Raw genomic sequence first — 12,918 nt, forward strand, 5'->3', positions numbered from 1 at the left:
CCCCGGCCCCTTCCGGAGAAGGGGCCGGGGCGCCGGTGGCCCTCCGCCTGTCAGGGCGCGGTGGTGCCCGGCTGTGCGCCGGCGCCGAAGGACCAGCCCTCGACGTCGCCGGGGGCCGGGTCGTAGCTGCCCGCGCCCAGGGTGCTGTACGACCAGGGGCCGCCGTGCTGGGCGTGCCAGTACGACCAGTAGGCGCTGCCGGTCGGGTTGGTGCAGGTCGTCGGCAGGGCGTTGATGGTGCAGACGAAGCCCGGGTAGCGCGGGTGGAAGGCGTACGAGAATCCGGCGCCGGTGAGCGCGGCCAGGCCGCTGGCCGGGTCGCCGGGCGCGCAGCCGGTCTGGATGCCGCCGCCGACGGCGGTGAAGTCGACCACGACGGTGACGCCGGTGGTGCCGCCGCAGGCGGCCGCCCGCGCCTGCGGCGCCTGGACGGCGCAGACGCCGAGCAGTCCGGCGGTGAGGGCCGCCGCGGCGGCGATCGACCCGAGCGTACGGCGGGCCGGGCGGACCGGGGTGGGGGTGTCGCTCATCGGTGAACTCCTCGCGGTGTCAGCGTGGTTCAGCGCGTGGCCGGCGCCGGCGGGCAGGCCTGGGTCGGGGCGTCGGGGGCGGCCCCGGAGGCGGAGAGCGTGGACAGCGGGGTGCCCGCGAGGCCGAGGACGGCCTGCGCCGTGGCCCGGGCGCCGGTGCCCGCGTTGAAGCCGGTCGCGTCGTAGGCGACGGCGCCGCGGACCGCCGGGTCGGCGGAGCAGCCCTGCTGGAGCTTCACCAGCCGGCCCCAGGCCTTGAGGCCGGGGCCGAGGCGTCCGCCGGAGAGCAGCGCCTGGGTGGCCAGGCCGGTGCTGTTGGCGTTGGAGGCGGTCGCCCCGGCGGCCGCGAAGCCGCCGTCGGCGTTCTGGTGGGCGGTGAGCCAGCCCAGGCCCGTGTTCGCCTTGGCGGCGCGCCCGGTGGCGGCGAGGGCCTGGACGGCGAGCGCGGTGGCGTCGGCGTCGCTGGTGCAGGCGGCCTGGCCGAAGGAGAGCGGGAAGCCGCCGTCCGCGCACTGGCTGTTCGCCAGGAAGTCCACGGCCGCCGCCGGGGCGCCACCGGGCGTGCGGTGCAGGGCGATCACGGCGAGGGACTGGCCGAAGGTGTTGCTGTAGTCGCCCCACTGGGAGCGGTCGGAGAACCGGCCCTCGGCGGTCTGCAGCGACCGCAGGCGGGCCGGCAGGTCGACGCCGCCGAAGGCCGTCGGGTCCCCGCCGCGGACCTCGACGGCGAGCAGCAGCTTGGCGGTCGCGCCCGCGTAGGCCTCGGTGGTGCCGTCGCCGAGGTAGCCGCCGATGATCTCGGGCTTCGCCAGCCAGGCGGTGGCCTTCGCGGCGGCCTCGTCGGAGCCGCGCGAGGCGGCGAAGGCCAGTACGGCGTCGATGGTGAGGCCCTGGTCGGGGTAGGCGGTCCCGTTGAAGACGGACTCGAAGTGGTCGCCGTCGACGAGTTGGCGGGCCAGCCAGCCGCCCGCGGCGGCGTCGGGACGGACCGTCGGGGACGAGGTCGCGGCGGCGGTCGCGTTCACGGGCGCGGCGTGGGCGGCGGTGACCGCCGGGAGTGCGGTGGCGAGCGCCACGGCGGGTATCGCGAGCAGACCGAGGGTGCGGCGGAGCGTGGGCATGGTGGCCTTTCCGGGCCCGCGCGCAGGGGCCCGGAGGGCGGCGGCGACAGCCGGGGCGGCCCTCGGGGCTCCGGCCCGCGGACCACGACGGGAGGAGGGACGACACGCCTCCGCCGACGGGTACTCGGGCTCGCCTCCGACCAGGAGCCGGCGGCCTACCGTTGCGGGCCAGCGCCGGATTCGAACCGGACTTCCCCCAGCGGCGGAGTCACAACATGACGGCCCATCATGGCGATACGGAAAAGATCCGGTCAAGGGTTCGAACGTGACATCACGGTGGCCGCCGCCCGACATCGGGACGCGCCCCTCCCGGCCGCCGACGCGACCAGGGCGTCCCGGACGGCAGAATGCCTCCCATGCGGCACATCTTCGTCATCGGCATCGGCGCGGGCGACCCCGACCACCTCACCCTGCAGGCGGTCAAGGCGCTCGCCCGCACGGACGTCTTCTTCATCCTCGACAAGAACGAGGACCGGCAGGACCTGATCCGGCTGCGCCGCCGGATGCTGGCCGAGCACGGCCGGCCAGGCCACCGGGTGGTCGAGGCGCCGGACGCGGAGCGGGACCGGACCACCCCCGCGTACGCGGCCGCCGTGGACGACTGGCGCGTCCGCCGGGCCGACCTGGTCGAGCAGTTGCTCTCCGAGCACCTCGGTGAGGGCGAGACGGGCGCGTTCCTGGTCTGGGGGGATCCGAGCCTCTACGACAGCGTCATCGCCGTGGTGGACGACGTCCTGGCCCGCGGCGCCGTCGGCTTCGACTACGAGGTGGTCCCGGGCATCAGCAGCGTCTCCGCGCTCGCCGCCCGCCACCGCAGCACGCTGACCCGGGTCGGCCGCCCGGTGCAGATCACCACCGGCCGCCGGCTGGCCGAGGGCTTCCCCGAGGACGTGGACGACGTCGTGGTGATGCTCGACGGCCGCGCCGCCTTCACCGGGATCGACCCGGAGGGGCTGGAGATCCGTTACGGCGCGTACCTCGGCACCCCCGACGAGATCCTCGTCGCCGGTCCGCTGGCCGAAGCCGCCCCGCGGATCAGCGAGTTGCGCGAGTCGGCCCGCGCGCGCAAGGGCTGGATCATGGACACCTACCTGCTGCGGCGCTCCGAGAGCTGACCGGCGGGCGCCGCCCCGGTTCGACCCCCGGCCGACACTCGGACACCGCCCTCGCGCCCGGCCGGTGCGCTCCCGGACCGGTGCCGGTGCACTGTGGGCCAACTCCGACACCATGCCACTGCCTAACGTTCCGTCATGAGAGCGAACAGGACAGCCTCTTGGGCTCGTCCGGCTCGACCGCGCCGCGCCGCCGCCCGCTCCGGGCGGCGGCCCGAACCCATGACTGGAGGCCGTCGAGGTGCCTGCAATGCCGGTCGGCGGGCTGGTCCCCCGCACGGAGAACGTCACCGAACACGCCGCCGACGTCGTCGTCCGCAACGCCCGGATCCACACCGGGGACGCCCGCCGCCCGCAGGCCGGCGCCCTCGCCATCCGGAACGGCCTGATCACGGCCGTCGGGGACGACGCGGACATAGCCCCGGCCGTCGGCCCGTCCACGGTGGTGGTCGACGCGCTCGGCCGCCGCGTGGTGCCCGGCCTCAACGACGCGCACCTGCACGTGATCCGCGGTGGCCTCAACTACGTCCTGGAGCTGCGCTGGGACGGTGTGCGGTCGCTGCGCCAGGGCCTGGCGATGCTGCGGGAGCAGGCCGCCCGGACGCCCCGGGGGCAGTGGGTGCGGGTCGTCGGCGGCTGGTCGGCGGAGCAGTTCGCCGAGCGGCGGCTGCCGACCCCCGCCGAGCTGAACGAGGCGGCGCCGGACACCCCGGTGTTCGTCCTCCACCTCTACCAGTCGGCGGTCCTCAACCGCGCCGCGCTGCGCGCCGTCGGCTACACCCGCGACACCCCGGACCCGAAGGGCGGCCAGATCGTCCGGGGCCGCGGCGGCGAGCCCAACGGCATGCTGCTGGCCGCCCCGAGCGCCCTGGTCCTCTACTCCACGCTCGCCAAGGCCCCGACACTGGAGGGCGAGGAGCGCAGGACGTCCACCCGGCACTTCCTGCGCGAGCTGAACCGCTTCGGGCTGACCTCCGCGATCGACGCCGCCGGCGGGTTCCAGAGCTTCCCGGAGAACTACGCCACGGTGACCGAACTCGCCCGCGACGGGCTGCTCTCGCTCCGCATCGCCTACCACCTGTTCCCGCAGACCCCCGGCCAGGAGCTGGACGACCTCACCCGCTGGGTCGAGACGGTCCGGCCCGGGGACGGCGACGAGTGGCTGCGGCTGAACGGCGCCGGCGAGAACCTCACCTGGGCCGCCGCCGACTTCGAGAACTTCGCCGAGCCGCGCCCCGAACTGAACGCCTACGAAGGGGAGTTCGCCAAGGCCGTGCGCCTGCTCACCGAGCACGGCTGGGGCTTCCGGCTGCACGCGACGTACGACGAGACGATCCGGCGCGACCTCGCGGTGTTCGAGGGGCTCGCCGCCGAGGGGCTCTTCCCCGCCGGGAACCGGTGGCTCTTCGACCACGCCGAGACCGTCTCCCCGGACAGCCTGGACCGGATCGCGGCGCTCGGCGGCTCGCTCTCCGTCCAGAACCGGCTGTCCTTCCAGGGCGAGGTGTTCACCCGCCGGTACGGCGCCGCTGCCGCCGCCGAGGCGCCGCCGGTCCGCGCCATGCTGGCGCGCGGACTGACCGTGGCCGCCGGCACGGACGCCACCCGGGTGTCCTCCTACAACCCCTGGGTCGCCCTGCACTGGCTGGTCTCCGGCCGTACGGTCGGCGGCCTGGCGATCCGGCCCCCGGAGAACCGGGTCGACCGGGCGACCGCGCTCGCGATGTACACCACGGCCGGCGCCGCCCTCACCAGCGAGCAGGACGTCAAGGGCGTGCTGCGGCCGGGCAGTTACGGGGACCTGGCGGTGCTGTCCGAGGACTACTTCACGGTGCCGGAGCCGGAGATCCCGTCCATCGAGTCCGTGCTGACCGTCGTCGGCGGCCGGATCGTCCACGCCGCGGCCGAGTACGAGGGCATGGACGAGGAGCTCCCGCCGGTCAGCCCCGGCTGGAGCCCGGTCGCCCACTTCGGCGGCTACCAGCCCGCCCGCCCCGCCCCCGGCACGGGCGCCCGCCAGGCGGAGCTGCTCGGCGAGGCCGTCGCCGAGTCCGGGCTGCACCACCGCTGGCGGGTCGCGCGCGGCCTGGCCGCCGAGCAGGGAACGCCGTTCGACCCCTGCTTCCTCCTCTGATCCACCTGCCCCGCCTTCACGCGGACCACCGCGCGAAGGGCCCTGTCCCACCGCACCGAAGGGAACCCCGTCATGGTCGACCTCACCCAGGTCAGCGCCACCCCCAGCCCCGACCTGCTCACCCCCGACAACGCCGTGGTGCTGTTCGTGGACCACCAGCCGCAGATGTTCTTCGGCACCGGCAGCGGCGACCGCACCGCGATCGTCAACGCCACCGTCGGCCTCGCCAAGGCCGCCCGGGCCTTCGACGTGCCGACCGTCCTGACCACCGTCGCCGCCGAGTCCTTCTCCGGCCCGCTGCTGCCGCAGCTGGCGGCGGTCTTCCCCAAGGCCGAGGTCCTCGACCGCACCTCGATGAACGCCTGGGAGGACGAGGCGGTCGTCGAGGCGGTCAAGGCCACCGGCCGCGGCAAGGTCGTGATAGCCGGGCTGTGGACCGAGGTCTGCCTGGTCCTTCCCGTGCTGTCCATGATCGACCAGGGCTACGAGGTCTACGTCGTCACCGACGCCTCCGGCGGCGTCTCCCCGCAGGCCCACGAGCACGCCGTCCGGCGGATGACCCAGGCCGGTGCGGTGCCCGTCACCTGGGTGCAGGTCCTGCTCGAACTCCAGCGTGACTGGGCCCGGACGGAGACGTACGGCGTGGTCACGGACATCGTCAAGGAGCACGGCGGCGCGTACGGCCTCGGGATCGTCTACGCCCAGGCCTTCCTCGGCGAGCACGCCGCGGGCTGAGCCGGCACCGCACGAGAAGCACAGGAACCAGGGACCAGGGACCAGGAACAGGACACGATGGATACCGGACTGCTGATCCTCCGCGTGGTGGTGGGCCTGCTCATCGCCGGGCACGGAGTACAGAAGGTGAGCCACCGCCTCGGGGGCCACGGCCTCGCCGGCGGGACGGCGGAGTTCCGCCACGACGGCTTCCGTGGCGGGACGCCCACCGCGCTCGCCGCGGGCGCCGGGCAGATCGGTTCGGGCCTGTTCCTGGCCCTGGGCGCGCTCACCCCGCCGGCGGCCATGGTCGCCATGGGGGTGATGACGGTGGCGATGACCGTCAAACTGCCGCACGGGCTCTGGGTGCAGGACGACGGCTACGAGTACCCGCTGGTCCTGGTCGTCGTCACCGGAGCGCTCGCCCTCACCGGCCCGGGCCGGTGGTCCGTCGACCACGCCGTCGGCCTGACCGCCTGGCCGCTCTGGATCTCCGCCGCGGCCGTCGTGCTCGGCCCCGCCAGCGGACTGCTCACCCGGGCCGTCCTGCACCGCCCGGCCACGCCCGAAGGAGCCACCGCCGTTGCGCGCCCTGCTGACTGACGCCCTGCGGACGCTCGCCCCGCCGCGCACCGACCGGCACGGACCGCTGCCGCCGCTGATGCTGCTGCTGACGGTGGCCACCGGCGTGGTCGACGCGGTGAGCTACCTCGGCCTCGGGCACGTCTTCGTGGCGAACATGACCGGCAACGTGGTCTTCCTCGGGTTCGCCCTCGCGGGCGCCTCCGGCCTGTCGGCCACGGCCTCGCTGGTCTCGCTCGCGGCCTTCCTGACCGGCGCGCTCTGCGGCGGACGGCTCGCCGGCCGGTCTGCCGACCACCGCGGGCGTCTGCTGGCCCTGACCGCCTGCGTCCAGACCGCCCTGACCGCCGGCGCCGCCGTCACCGCCGCGCTCGCGGACGGCGCCGGCGCCCGCTACGCCCTGATCGTCCTGCTGGGCCTGGGCATGGGCCTGCAGAACGCGGTGGCCCGGCGGCTCGCCGTACCCGACCTGACCACCACCGTCCTCACCCTCACCCTGACCGGCCTCGCCTCCGATTCGGCCCCGGCCGGGGGCACCGCGCCGCGGCCGGGGCGCCGGATCCTCTCCGCCCTGGCGATGCTGCTCGGCGGCCTCGCGGGCGCGGTCCTGGTCCTGCACGGCCGGACCGCCACGGCCCTGGCCCTGGCCGCCCTGCTGCTCCTGGGCACGGCGCTGGCCGCCCACCGGCTCTCGGCCGCCCACGGGCCCGACGCGCCCTGGGCCGCACCGACGGCCTGACCACCGCACCGACACTCCGAGCACCCGCACCGACCACGACCGGGAGGTCACCCCCGTGCAACGCCCCCTGACCCGACGCCTCACCCGACGCCTGGTCCCGCTGGTGGCGGCGGTCGCCGCGCTGGCGGCCGTCCCCACCGCCGCGCCCGCCCAGGGCACCCAGGCCGCGCCGACCGCCGGGCACCGGCAGTTCGCCGTCGGCCCCCAGTACGACTCCACCCACGTGTACGTCGAGCCCGGCACCGAGCAGGCCTTCGCGGCCAGTTGGGTGGCCACCTTCGGCGGCAGCACGATCGGGCCGAACGCCACCCAGGTGACCCCCACGCCCAGCCGGACGCTCTCCGAACTGGTCGTCTCCCCGGTGGGCACCCTCTCGGTGTTCGACTACACCACGCCCGTCCCGTACCCCTTCGGCACCGAGCGCACCGGCTGGCTGGTCACCGACCTCGACCAGGCGGTCCGCGCCGCCCGCGCCGACGGGGCCGCCGTCACCGTGGCCCCGTTCGCCGACCCGATCGGCCGGGACGCCGTCGTCCAGTTCCCCGGCGGCGTCAACGCCCAGCTGTACGTCCACACCACCCCGCCCTCCTACCCCGGGCTCGCCAGCGTGCCGGAGAACCGGCTCTACCTGTCACCGGACGCGGTGGGCGCCTTCCTGCGCAGCTTCCTCGCCTTCACCGACGGCCGGATCGTCTCCGACGACCGCCGGGCCGACGGCGCCGCGATCGGACTGCCCGGCACCGCCTACCGGCTGCTGCGCCTCACCTCCGGCTTCGGCACCACGACGGTCGCCGTGACGGACGGCCACCTGCCGTACCCGTTCGGCCGGGAGCTCACCGGCTACGGCGTGGCGGACCTCGGCGCCACCCTGGAGCGGGCGAAGGCCGCCGGCGCGTCGGTGCTGTCCGGCCCGGTCCGGGCAGACGGCCGGGACAGCGCGATGGTGCGGTTCCCCGGCGGCTACGTCGCGGAGCTGCACGGCGACCGGTGACCGGTGCCCCGGCACGGGGGCGGTCACACCGCGATGCCGTACCCCTCCGGCCGGGCCGCGCCTCCCTGGGCGAGGCCCGCCCGGGCGCACGCCTGCCACTCGCGCGGCGAGACCCCGTAGGCGGCCCGGAAGGCCCGGCTGAAGTGACTGGCGCTCACGAAGCCCCACCGCCCGGCGACCGCCGCCACGGTCGCCGGGCCACCCGTCGGACCGGTCGCCGGACGGGCCGCCGAACGGGTCGCCGTACGGGCGAGGTCCCGGCGGCACGCGTCCAGCCGCTGGCGCCGGATCCAGCGGGTCACCGTCACCCCCTCGAAGCCGAACAGCTTGTGCAGGTACCGCACGGACACGTGGTGGGCCTCGGCGATCCGCTCCGGCGAGAGCTCCGGGTCCCCCAGGTGCCGCAGGATGTGGTCCTTCATCCGGGCCAGGGTGGCCAGGGCCGCCTCGGGCGCCTCCGGTACGGACCGGCCGCGGCGTTCGTGCGCGAGCACCGCGAGCAGGTCGAGCGCCGTGGTGGCGAGCCAGGCGGCCGCCGGCGGCTCCATGCTCCCGGCCGAGCGGGAGAGGCAGTCCAGGTAGGCACCCACCAGGCGGGCGGTGTCGTCCTCCCGGGTGTCGAAGGCCGTCGCCGTGAGCACCCGCAGGTCCTCCTCGGCGACCCCGACGGCCGAGCGCGGCCAGTGGAAGGCCGTGAAGAGGAACGGCTCCGGCAGGTCCTTGGTGAACGGCCGCCCGGCGTCGGAGATCGCGAAGGTGCCCGGGCGCAGCTCCACCTGGCGTCCGTCCTGGAGCAGCCGGGCGGTGCCGCGGTGCTGGAGCGCCAGGGTGAGGTGGTCCTCGCCACCGCGGGCGATCAGCCGGGCGCTGCGCTCGACCCGCTGCGGGCCGGCCCGGACCAGGGAGACCTGGGCGGCGCCCAGCCGGTGGCTGGTGATCGTCGCGGGCGCGGGCGCGTCCTCGCGCAGGACGACGTCGAGCGGGATGAAGGTACGGGAGACCGCCTCGTGCCAGTACTCGGCGCGGTCGGCGGCCGGCACACCGGCGGTGTCGAGGACGGCGGACGGGACGACGGACATCTGTGCTCCTGTTCGGTCTGCGGGCCCGACCGCGCCGGGTTGCGCCTCGGCGGCGGTGGCCCAAGTCGTGCTGGTTCGGCGGCTCGTCAGCAGGCCCCGTCGTTCCCGGGCGAGCGCCAGTCGCGCGGCGAGACCCCGTAGGCGGCGCGGAAGGCCCGGCTGAAGTGCGCCGGGTTGACGAAGCCCCAGCGCTGGGCGACCGCCGACACGGTCGGGGCGGTCCGGCCGCGGCGGCCCAGTTCGCGGGCGCAGGCCTCCAGGCGGCGCTGCCGGACGAGCCGGCTCACCGTCACTCCCTCGTGCTCGAAGAGCCGGTGCAGGTACCGCACCGAGATCCGGTGGGCGTGCGCGATCCGCTCGGGCGTCAGCTCCGGGTCGCCCAGCCGCTGGTCGATGTACTCCCGCACCCGCCGGACCAGGTGCTCGTTCGGGCCGTCGGGGCCGACACTTCCGGGGCCGTCCGCCGCCAGCTGGACGACCAGCGCGCTCACCAGGTCGGCGACCCGCCCGGCCAGCTGGTCCCCGACCGGGCCGGGGTAGGAGTGCGCGGAGGCGGCCAGGGTGCCGAGGAAGGGCCCGAGCACGGGCCCGCAGCCGTCCGCCGGGCCGACGGCCGTACCCGCCGCGTACCGCAGGTCGCGCTCCGACACGCCCAGCAGCCGGCGCGGCAGCTGGAACAGGTGGGTGCGGAAGCGCCCCGGGTACTCGACGGCGAACGGCCGCCCGGCGTCGTACAGGACGAGCCCGCCCGGCGGCACCTCCGCGCGGCGCCCGTCCTGCTCCAGCACGGCCCGGCCGGACTCCTGCACCCCGACCCCGACCCGCGGCTCGGTGCGCGGGGCCGGGGCGATCAGGTCGGCGCTACGGGAGAACCGGGCGGTGTCTCCTTCCAGGGTGGAGATCCGCACGTAGCCGAGCCGGTGCGACACCGGGAGCCCGTCGAACGGCCGCCCGGTGAGCGGGTGCGCCCCCACCGGCACCGGCGCCGCCGGAGCGCCCCGGAACGCGGCCTTCCCCTCGTCCACGACCGCCCCGGCCGTCCCCCGCACACCCATCTGACCGCCCTCCCGTCGAAGCCCTGCGCGACTCAGCCTGGACTTCGACGGCGACGGCCCGTTAGGTCATCTGACTGCCTGGTTCGACAGCGGTCGGAGGAAGCGCCGTCCCGACCGGTCGGCCGCCGTCGAGAGCGTGGGCGAGCGCGGCCCGCGAGGTGATGCCGAGCTTCGGGAAGATCCGGTACAGGTGGGCCCCGACGGTGCGGGGCGACAGCTGGAGCTCCCGGCCGATCTCCTTGTTCGTCAGGCCGGTCGCGGCCAGCCGGGCGATGCGCAGTTCATGGCCGGTCAGGCCGGTCAGCCCGGCCGGTCCGGCCGGCGGCAGGGCCGCGGAGTCCCCGGCGGCCCGCAGTTCCTCCTCGCACCACCGGGCCCAGGGCACCGCCCGGAGGCGGCGGAACACGTGGTGGGCCGCGCGCAGCGGCTCCCGGGCCCCGGGGCGGTGGCGCCGGCGCAGCCACCCGCCGTGGGCGAGCCGCAGCCGGGCGAGGTCGAACGCCCACTGCTCGGCCCCCGGCACGGCGTACGCGGCGCGGTAGGCGGCGTCGGCCTCGTCGTCGTCGGCGGCCAGGGCGGTGGCGGCCGCGAAGAGGAAGGCGTGCCGGCCGGAGATCTCCGCCGAGCGGGCCGCGCGTCCGGCCGCGAGGTGCTGCCGGGCCTCCTCGTGCCGGCCGGTGTGCACGGCGGCCGTCACCAGGTCGAGGACCAGCGTGTGGTGCCAGGGCCGGCCGCCGGGCAGGTGTCCGGGCGGGGTGAGCTCGCAGAAGTGGGCGTACGCCTCCTCGTAGCGCCGGTGGGCGAGCGCGGCCAGGCCGCGCAGGTGGCTCAGGCGGTCCAGGACGTACCGCATCCGGGCGCGGGTGGCGGTCGGCCGGACGGCCTGTTCGATCTCCCGCAGGCCGTCCTCGTCGCCCCGGCCGGCCAGGAAGTGGGCGTGGTACAGGCGGAACACCAGGGCGTTGGTGCGGTAGCCGAGCTCCTCCGCGATCCCGGCCTCGCGCAGGCAGACGGCCGCCCGGTCCCACTGTCCGAGCAGGAAGTCCTGGTGGCACCTGGCCTTGGCGACCGAGCCCTGGGTGGCGTAGCCGTGCAGCCCGGTGAAGCGGCGCCACAGGTCGCCCTCGGGGCAGTCGAGCGCCGAGGCGGTCCAGAGCAGGAGCCAGGCCGCACCGGCCTCCTGCTCCTCGCTGAGGTCCGCGGCCGCCGCCCGGAGCGCGGCGGCCGTGTCCGGGCCCGGGTCGGTCCAGGCGCGCAGGCAGAGCCTGCCCGCCTCGGAGACGTTCTCCCGGTGCCGTTCCAGGGCTTGCCAGGCCCAGGGGTCGTCCGTGTAGCTGGCGGCCAGGAGGAGCTTGAAGTAGGCCTGTTCGACCAGCCCGCCGAAGGATTCGGCGCCCGGCGCGGTCAGCGCGTCGAGGGCCGCGGGCAGCAGGGCGGAGGAGGACTCGAAGTCGACGTGGTGGCTCTGGTCGACGTAGACCACCGCGTACGCGAACAGCGGGGCGACGTCCTCGGGCACGGTGCTGGCCTTCAGGTCCTCTACCAGGGCCGCGGTGTGCCGCAGTTGCCCGCCGTGGGCGGACATCACCGCGGCCCAGGTGAGCCGGCGGGCGCGCTCGCAGGAGCTGGGGCTGAGGGTGGCGGCGCGTTCGAGCAGCAGCGCGCCCTCCGCGTCGCCGCCGCGCCGGGCGAGGTCGCGGCCGGCCTCCTGGAGGCGGTGCGCGAGGTCCTCGTCGGGCAGCAGCGCGGCGGCGGCCTCGTGGACCAGCCGCCGGGGGTCGCCCGGCGCGAGCGCGTCGGACAGCGCGCGGTGCGCCTCGCGGCGCGCGGTGTCGGAGGCCGCGGAGACGACGGCGGTGCGCACCAGCGGGTGCCGGAACACCAGTTGCCCGGCCGGGTCGAGCCGGGCCAGTCCGTCCGCCTCGATCCGCTCCAGGATCTCCCGCGCGTTCTCGTCCGCGACCGCGCTCAGCCACTCGCCGCTGCCGAAGTCCGGACTGGCGGCCAAGGCGCCGAGCAGCAGCAGACGGCCGGCCTCCGGCGGCACCGCCCCCAGCCGTTCGGTGAACATCCGCTCCAGCTTCCGCCCCAGCGGCAGCCGCTCCGGCAGTGGCGCGGCCCCGCGCTGCTGGGCGGCCGCGAGCTGGCGCGGCAGCTCCACCAGCGCCAGCGCGTTCCCGGCCGCCTCCGCCAGCACCCGGTCCCTGGCGGGCGGGGCGAGTTCGGGGTAGCGGGAGCCCAGCAGCAGGGCCGCGTCCGTCCGGGGCAGCGCCCGCACGTCAACGGCCTCGGCGGACCAGAGCCGGGCGGCCGGCCCGTCCGGGCGGGTGGCGCCGACGATCACCACCCGCTGCTCGGCGCAGCGCCGGTGGAGGAAGGCGTAGACGGTCGCGCTCGACGAGTCGATCCAGTGCAGGTCGTCGAGGAGGAGCAGCGTGGGGGCGGCCCGCGCCGCCTCCTCCAGCAGGGCCAGCGCGGCGGCACCGACGGCGAGGCCGCTCGGGGCGCCGGGGCGGACGCCGAACGCGCTCTCCAGGGCCTCCCGTTGGTGCTCGGACAGCGCGGTGGAGCGCTGGAGCGGCGCCCAGAAGGCCTGGTGGAGGGCGCCGAACGCGAGGTCCGTCTCCGCCTCGGAGCCGACCGCGCGCAGGACGGTGAACCCGCGCTCGCGCGCCGCCCGTTCCACCCAGGCCAGCAGTGTGCTCTTGCCGACCCCCGCCTCACCGCGCAGCAGCACCGTGGAACCGCTCGCACCGTCCACGGCCTGGACCAGCGCCGCCGTCAGCAGCTCTGTCTCCCGCTGCCGGCCGACCAGGACCGGAACCCGCCCGCCGTCCACCACTCTCGTCCCCCTCGGGTTC

Annotated in this window: 11 protein-coding genes and 1 riboswitch; of the genes, 6 read left to right on the forward strand and 5 right to left on the reverse strand. The window is 76.1% G+C overall.

What is annotated here, in order from left to right:
* Positions 1–50 precede the first annotated feature (50 nt).
* Both ACFCY1_RS39210 and ACFCY1_RS39215 read right to left on the reverse strand, forming a co-directional pair.
* Positions 51–530, reverse strand: coding sequence for a hypothetical protein (locus ACFCY1_RS39210; protein WP_049653340.1), 480 nt, complete (start codon positions 528–530; stop codon positions 51–53).
* 29 nt (positions 531–559) lie between these two features.
* The gene (locus tag ACFCY1_RS39215; protein ID WP_375877609.1) at positions 560–1,651 is read right to left on the reverse strand and encodes a prenyltransferase/squalene oxidase repeat-containing protein; all 1,092 of its coding nucleotides are present in this window, start codon (positions 1,649–1,651) and stop codon (positions 560–562) included.
* Positions 1,652–1,748: 97 nt separating this feature from the next.
* Positions 1,749–1,889, reverse strand: a riboswitch (cobalamin riboswitch).
* A gap of 118 nt (positions 1,890–2,007) precedes the next feature.
* Here ACFCY1_RS39215 and cobF point away from each other — a divergent pair.
* The 6 genes from cobF (at position 2,008) to ACFCY1_RS39245 (ending at position 7,923) form a co-directional block, all read left to right on the forward strand.
* Positions 2,008–2,766 (forward strand): precorrin-6A synthase (deacetylating), encoded by a 759-nt coding sequence (cobF, locus tag ACFCY1_RS39220; protein ID WP_049653339.1) that lies wholly within the window; start codon positions 2,008–2,010, stop codon positions 2,764–2,766.
* Positions 2,767–3,013: 247 nt separating this feature from the next.
* Entirely contained in the window at positions 3,014–4,897 is a 1,884-nt protein-coding gene (locus tag ACFCY1_RS39225) for an amidohydrolase (protein ID WP_375877626.1), read from the forward strand.
* Between the two features lie 72 nt (positions 4,898–4,969).
* Positions 4,970–5,632, forward strand: a complete 663-nt coding sequence (locus ACFCY1_RS39230; protein WP_375877610.1) for a hydrolase — start codon at positions 4,970–4,972, stop codon at positions 5,630–5,632.
* 57 nt (positions 5,633–5,689) lie between these two features.
* Positions 5,690–6,214 carry a DoxX family protein gene (locus tag ACFCY1_RS39235; protein WP_375877611.1) on the forward strand — a complete coding sequence of 175 codons (525 nt, stop codon included), beginning with the start codon at positions 5,690–5,692 and terminating at the stop codon, positions 6,212–6,214.
* Positions 6,195–6,932, forward strand: coding sequence for a YoaK family protein (locus tag ACFCY1_RS39240; RefSeq protein WP_375877612.1), 738 nt, complete (start codon positions 6,195–6,197; stop codon positions 6,930–6,932). The genes ACFCY1_RS39235 and ACFCY1_RS39240 overlap by 20 nt, the downstream gene beginning before the upstream one ends.
* 55 nt (positions 6,933–6,987) lie before the next feature.
* Positions 6,988–7,923 (forward strand): VOC family protein, encoded by a 936-nt coding sequence (locus tag ACFCY1_RS39245; RefSeq protein WP_375877613.1) that lies wholly within the window; start codon positions 6,988–6,990, stop codon positions 7,921–7,923.
* Between the two features lie 23 nt (positions 7,924–7,946).
* On the opposite strand, the gene ACFCY1_RS39250 is transcribed toward ACFCY1_RS39245, so the two are convergent.
* The 3 genes from ACFCY1_RS39250 to ACFCY1_RS39260 form a co-directional block, all read right to left on the reverse strand.
* Positions 7,947–9,002, reverse strand: coding sequence for a helix-turn-helix domain-containing protein (locus tag ACFCY1_RS39250; RefSeq protein WP_375877614.1), 1,056 nt, complete (start codon positions 9,000–9,002; stop codon positions 7,947–7,949).
* Positions 9,003–9,088: 86 nt separating this feature from the next.
* Positions 9,089–10,057 (reverse strand): helix-turn-helix domain-containing protein, encoded by a 969-nt coding sequence (locus ACFCY1_RS39255; RefSeq protein WP_375877615.1) that lies wholly within the window; start codon positions 10,055–10,057, stop codon positions 9,089–9,091.
* A gap of 61 nt (positions 10,058–10,118) precedes the next feature.
* Complete coding sequence (locus tag ACFCY1_RS39260; RefSeq protein WP_375877616.1) at positions 10,119–12,899, reverse strand: BREX system ATP-binding domain-containing protein; 2,781 nt, start codon at positions 12,897–12,899, stop codon at positions 10,119–10,121.
* Positions 12,900–12,918: the final 19 nt, after the last annotated feature.

Source organism: Kitasatospora sp. NPDC056273 (assembly GCF_042268845.1).
GTDB lineage: Bacteria > Actinomycetota > Actinomycetes > Streptomycetales > Streptomycetaceae > Kitasatospora.

Excerpts from the sequence above, each read along its gene's own strand:
- ACFCY1_RS39210 (WP_049653340.1), bottom strand. The coding sequence starts at position 530 with ATGAGCGACACCCCCACCCCGGTCCGCCCGGCCCGCCGTACGCTCGGG.
- ACFCY1_RS39250 (WP_375877614.1), bottom strand. The coding sequence starts at position 9,002 with ATGTCCGTCGTCCCGTCCGCCGTCCTCGACACCGCCGGTGTGCCGGCC.
- ACFCY1_RS39230 (WP_375877610.1), top strand. The coding sequence starts at position 4,970 with ATGGTCGACCTCACCCAGGTCAGCGCCACCCCCAGCCCCGACCTGCTC.
- ACFCY1_RS39255 (WP_375877615.1), bottom strand. The coding sequence starts at position 10,057 with ATGGGTGTGCGGGGGACGGCCGGGGCGGTCGTGGACGAGGGGAAGGCC.
- cobF (WP_049653339.1), top strand. The coding sequence starts at position 2,008 with ATGCGGCACATCTTCGTCATCGGCATCGGCGCGGGCGACCCCGACCAC.
- ACFCY1_RS39225 (WP_375877626.1), top strand. The coding sequence starts at position 3,014 with ATGCCGGTCGGCGGGCTGGTCCCCCGCACGGAGAACGTCACCGAACAC.
- ACFCY1_RS39235 (WP_375877611.1), top strand. The coding sequence starts at position 5,690 with ATGGATACCGGACTGCTGATCCTCCGCGTGGTGGTGGGCCTGCTCATC.
- ACFCY1_RS39215 (WP_375877609.1), bottom strand. The coding sequence starts at position 1,651 with ATGCCCACGCTCCGCCGCACCCTCGGTCTGCTCGCGATACCCGCCGTG.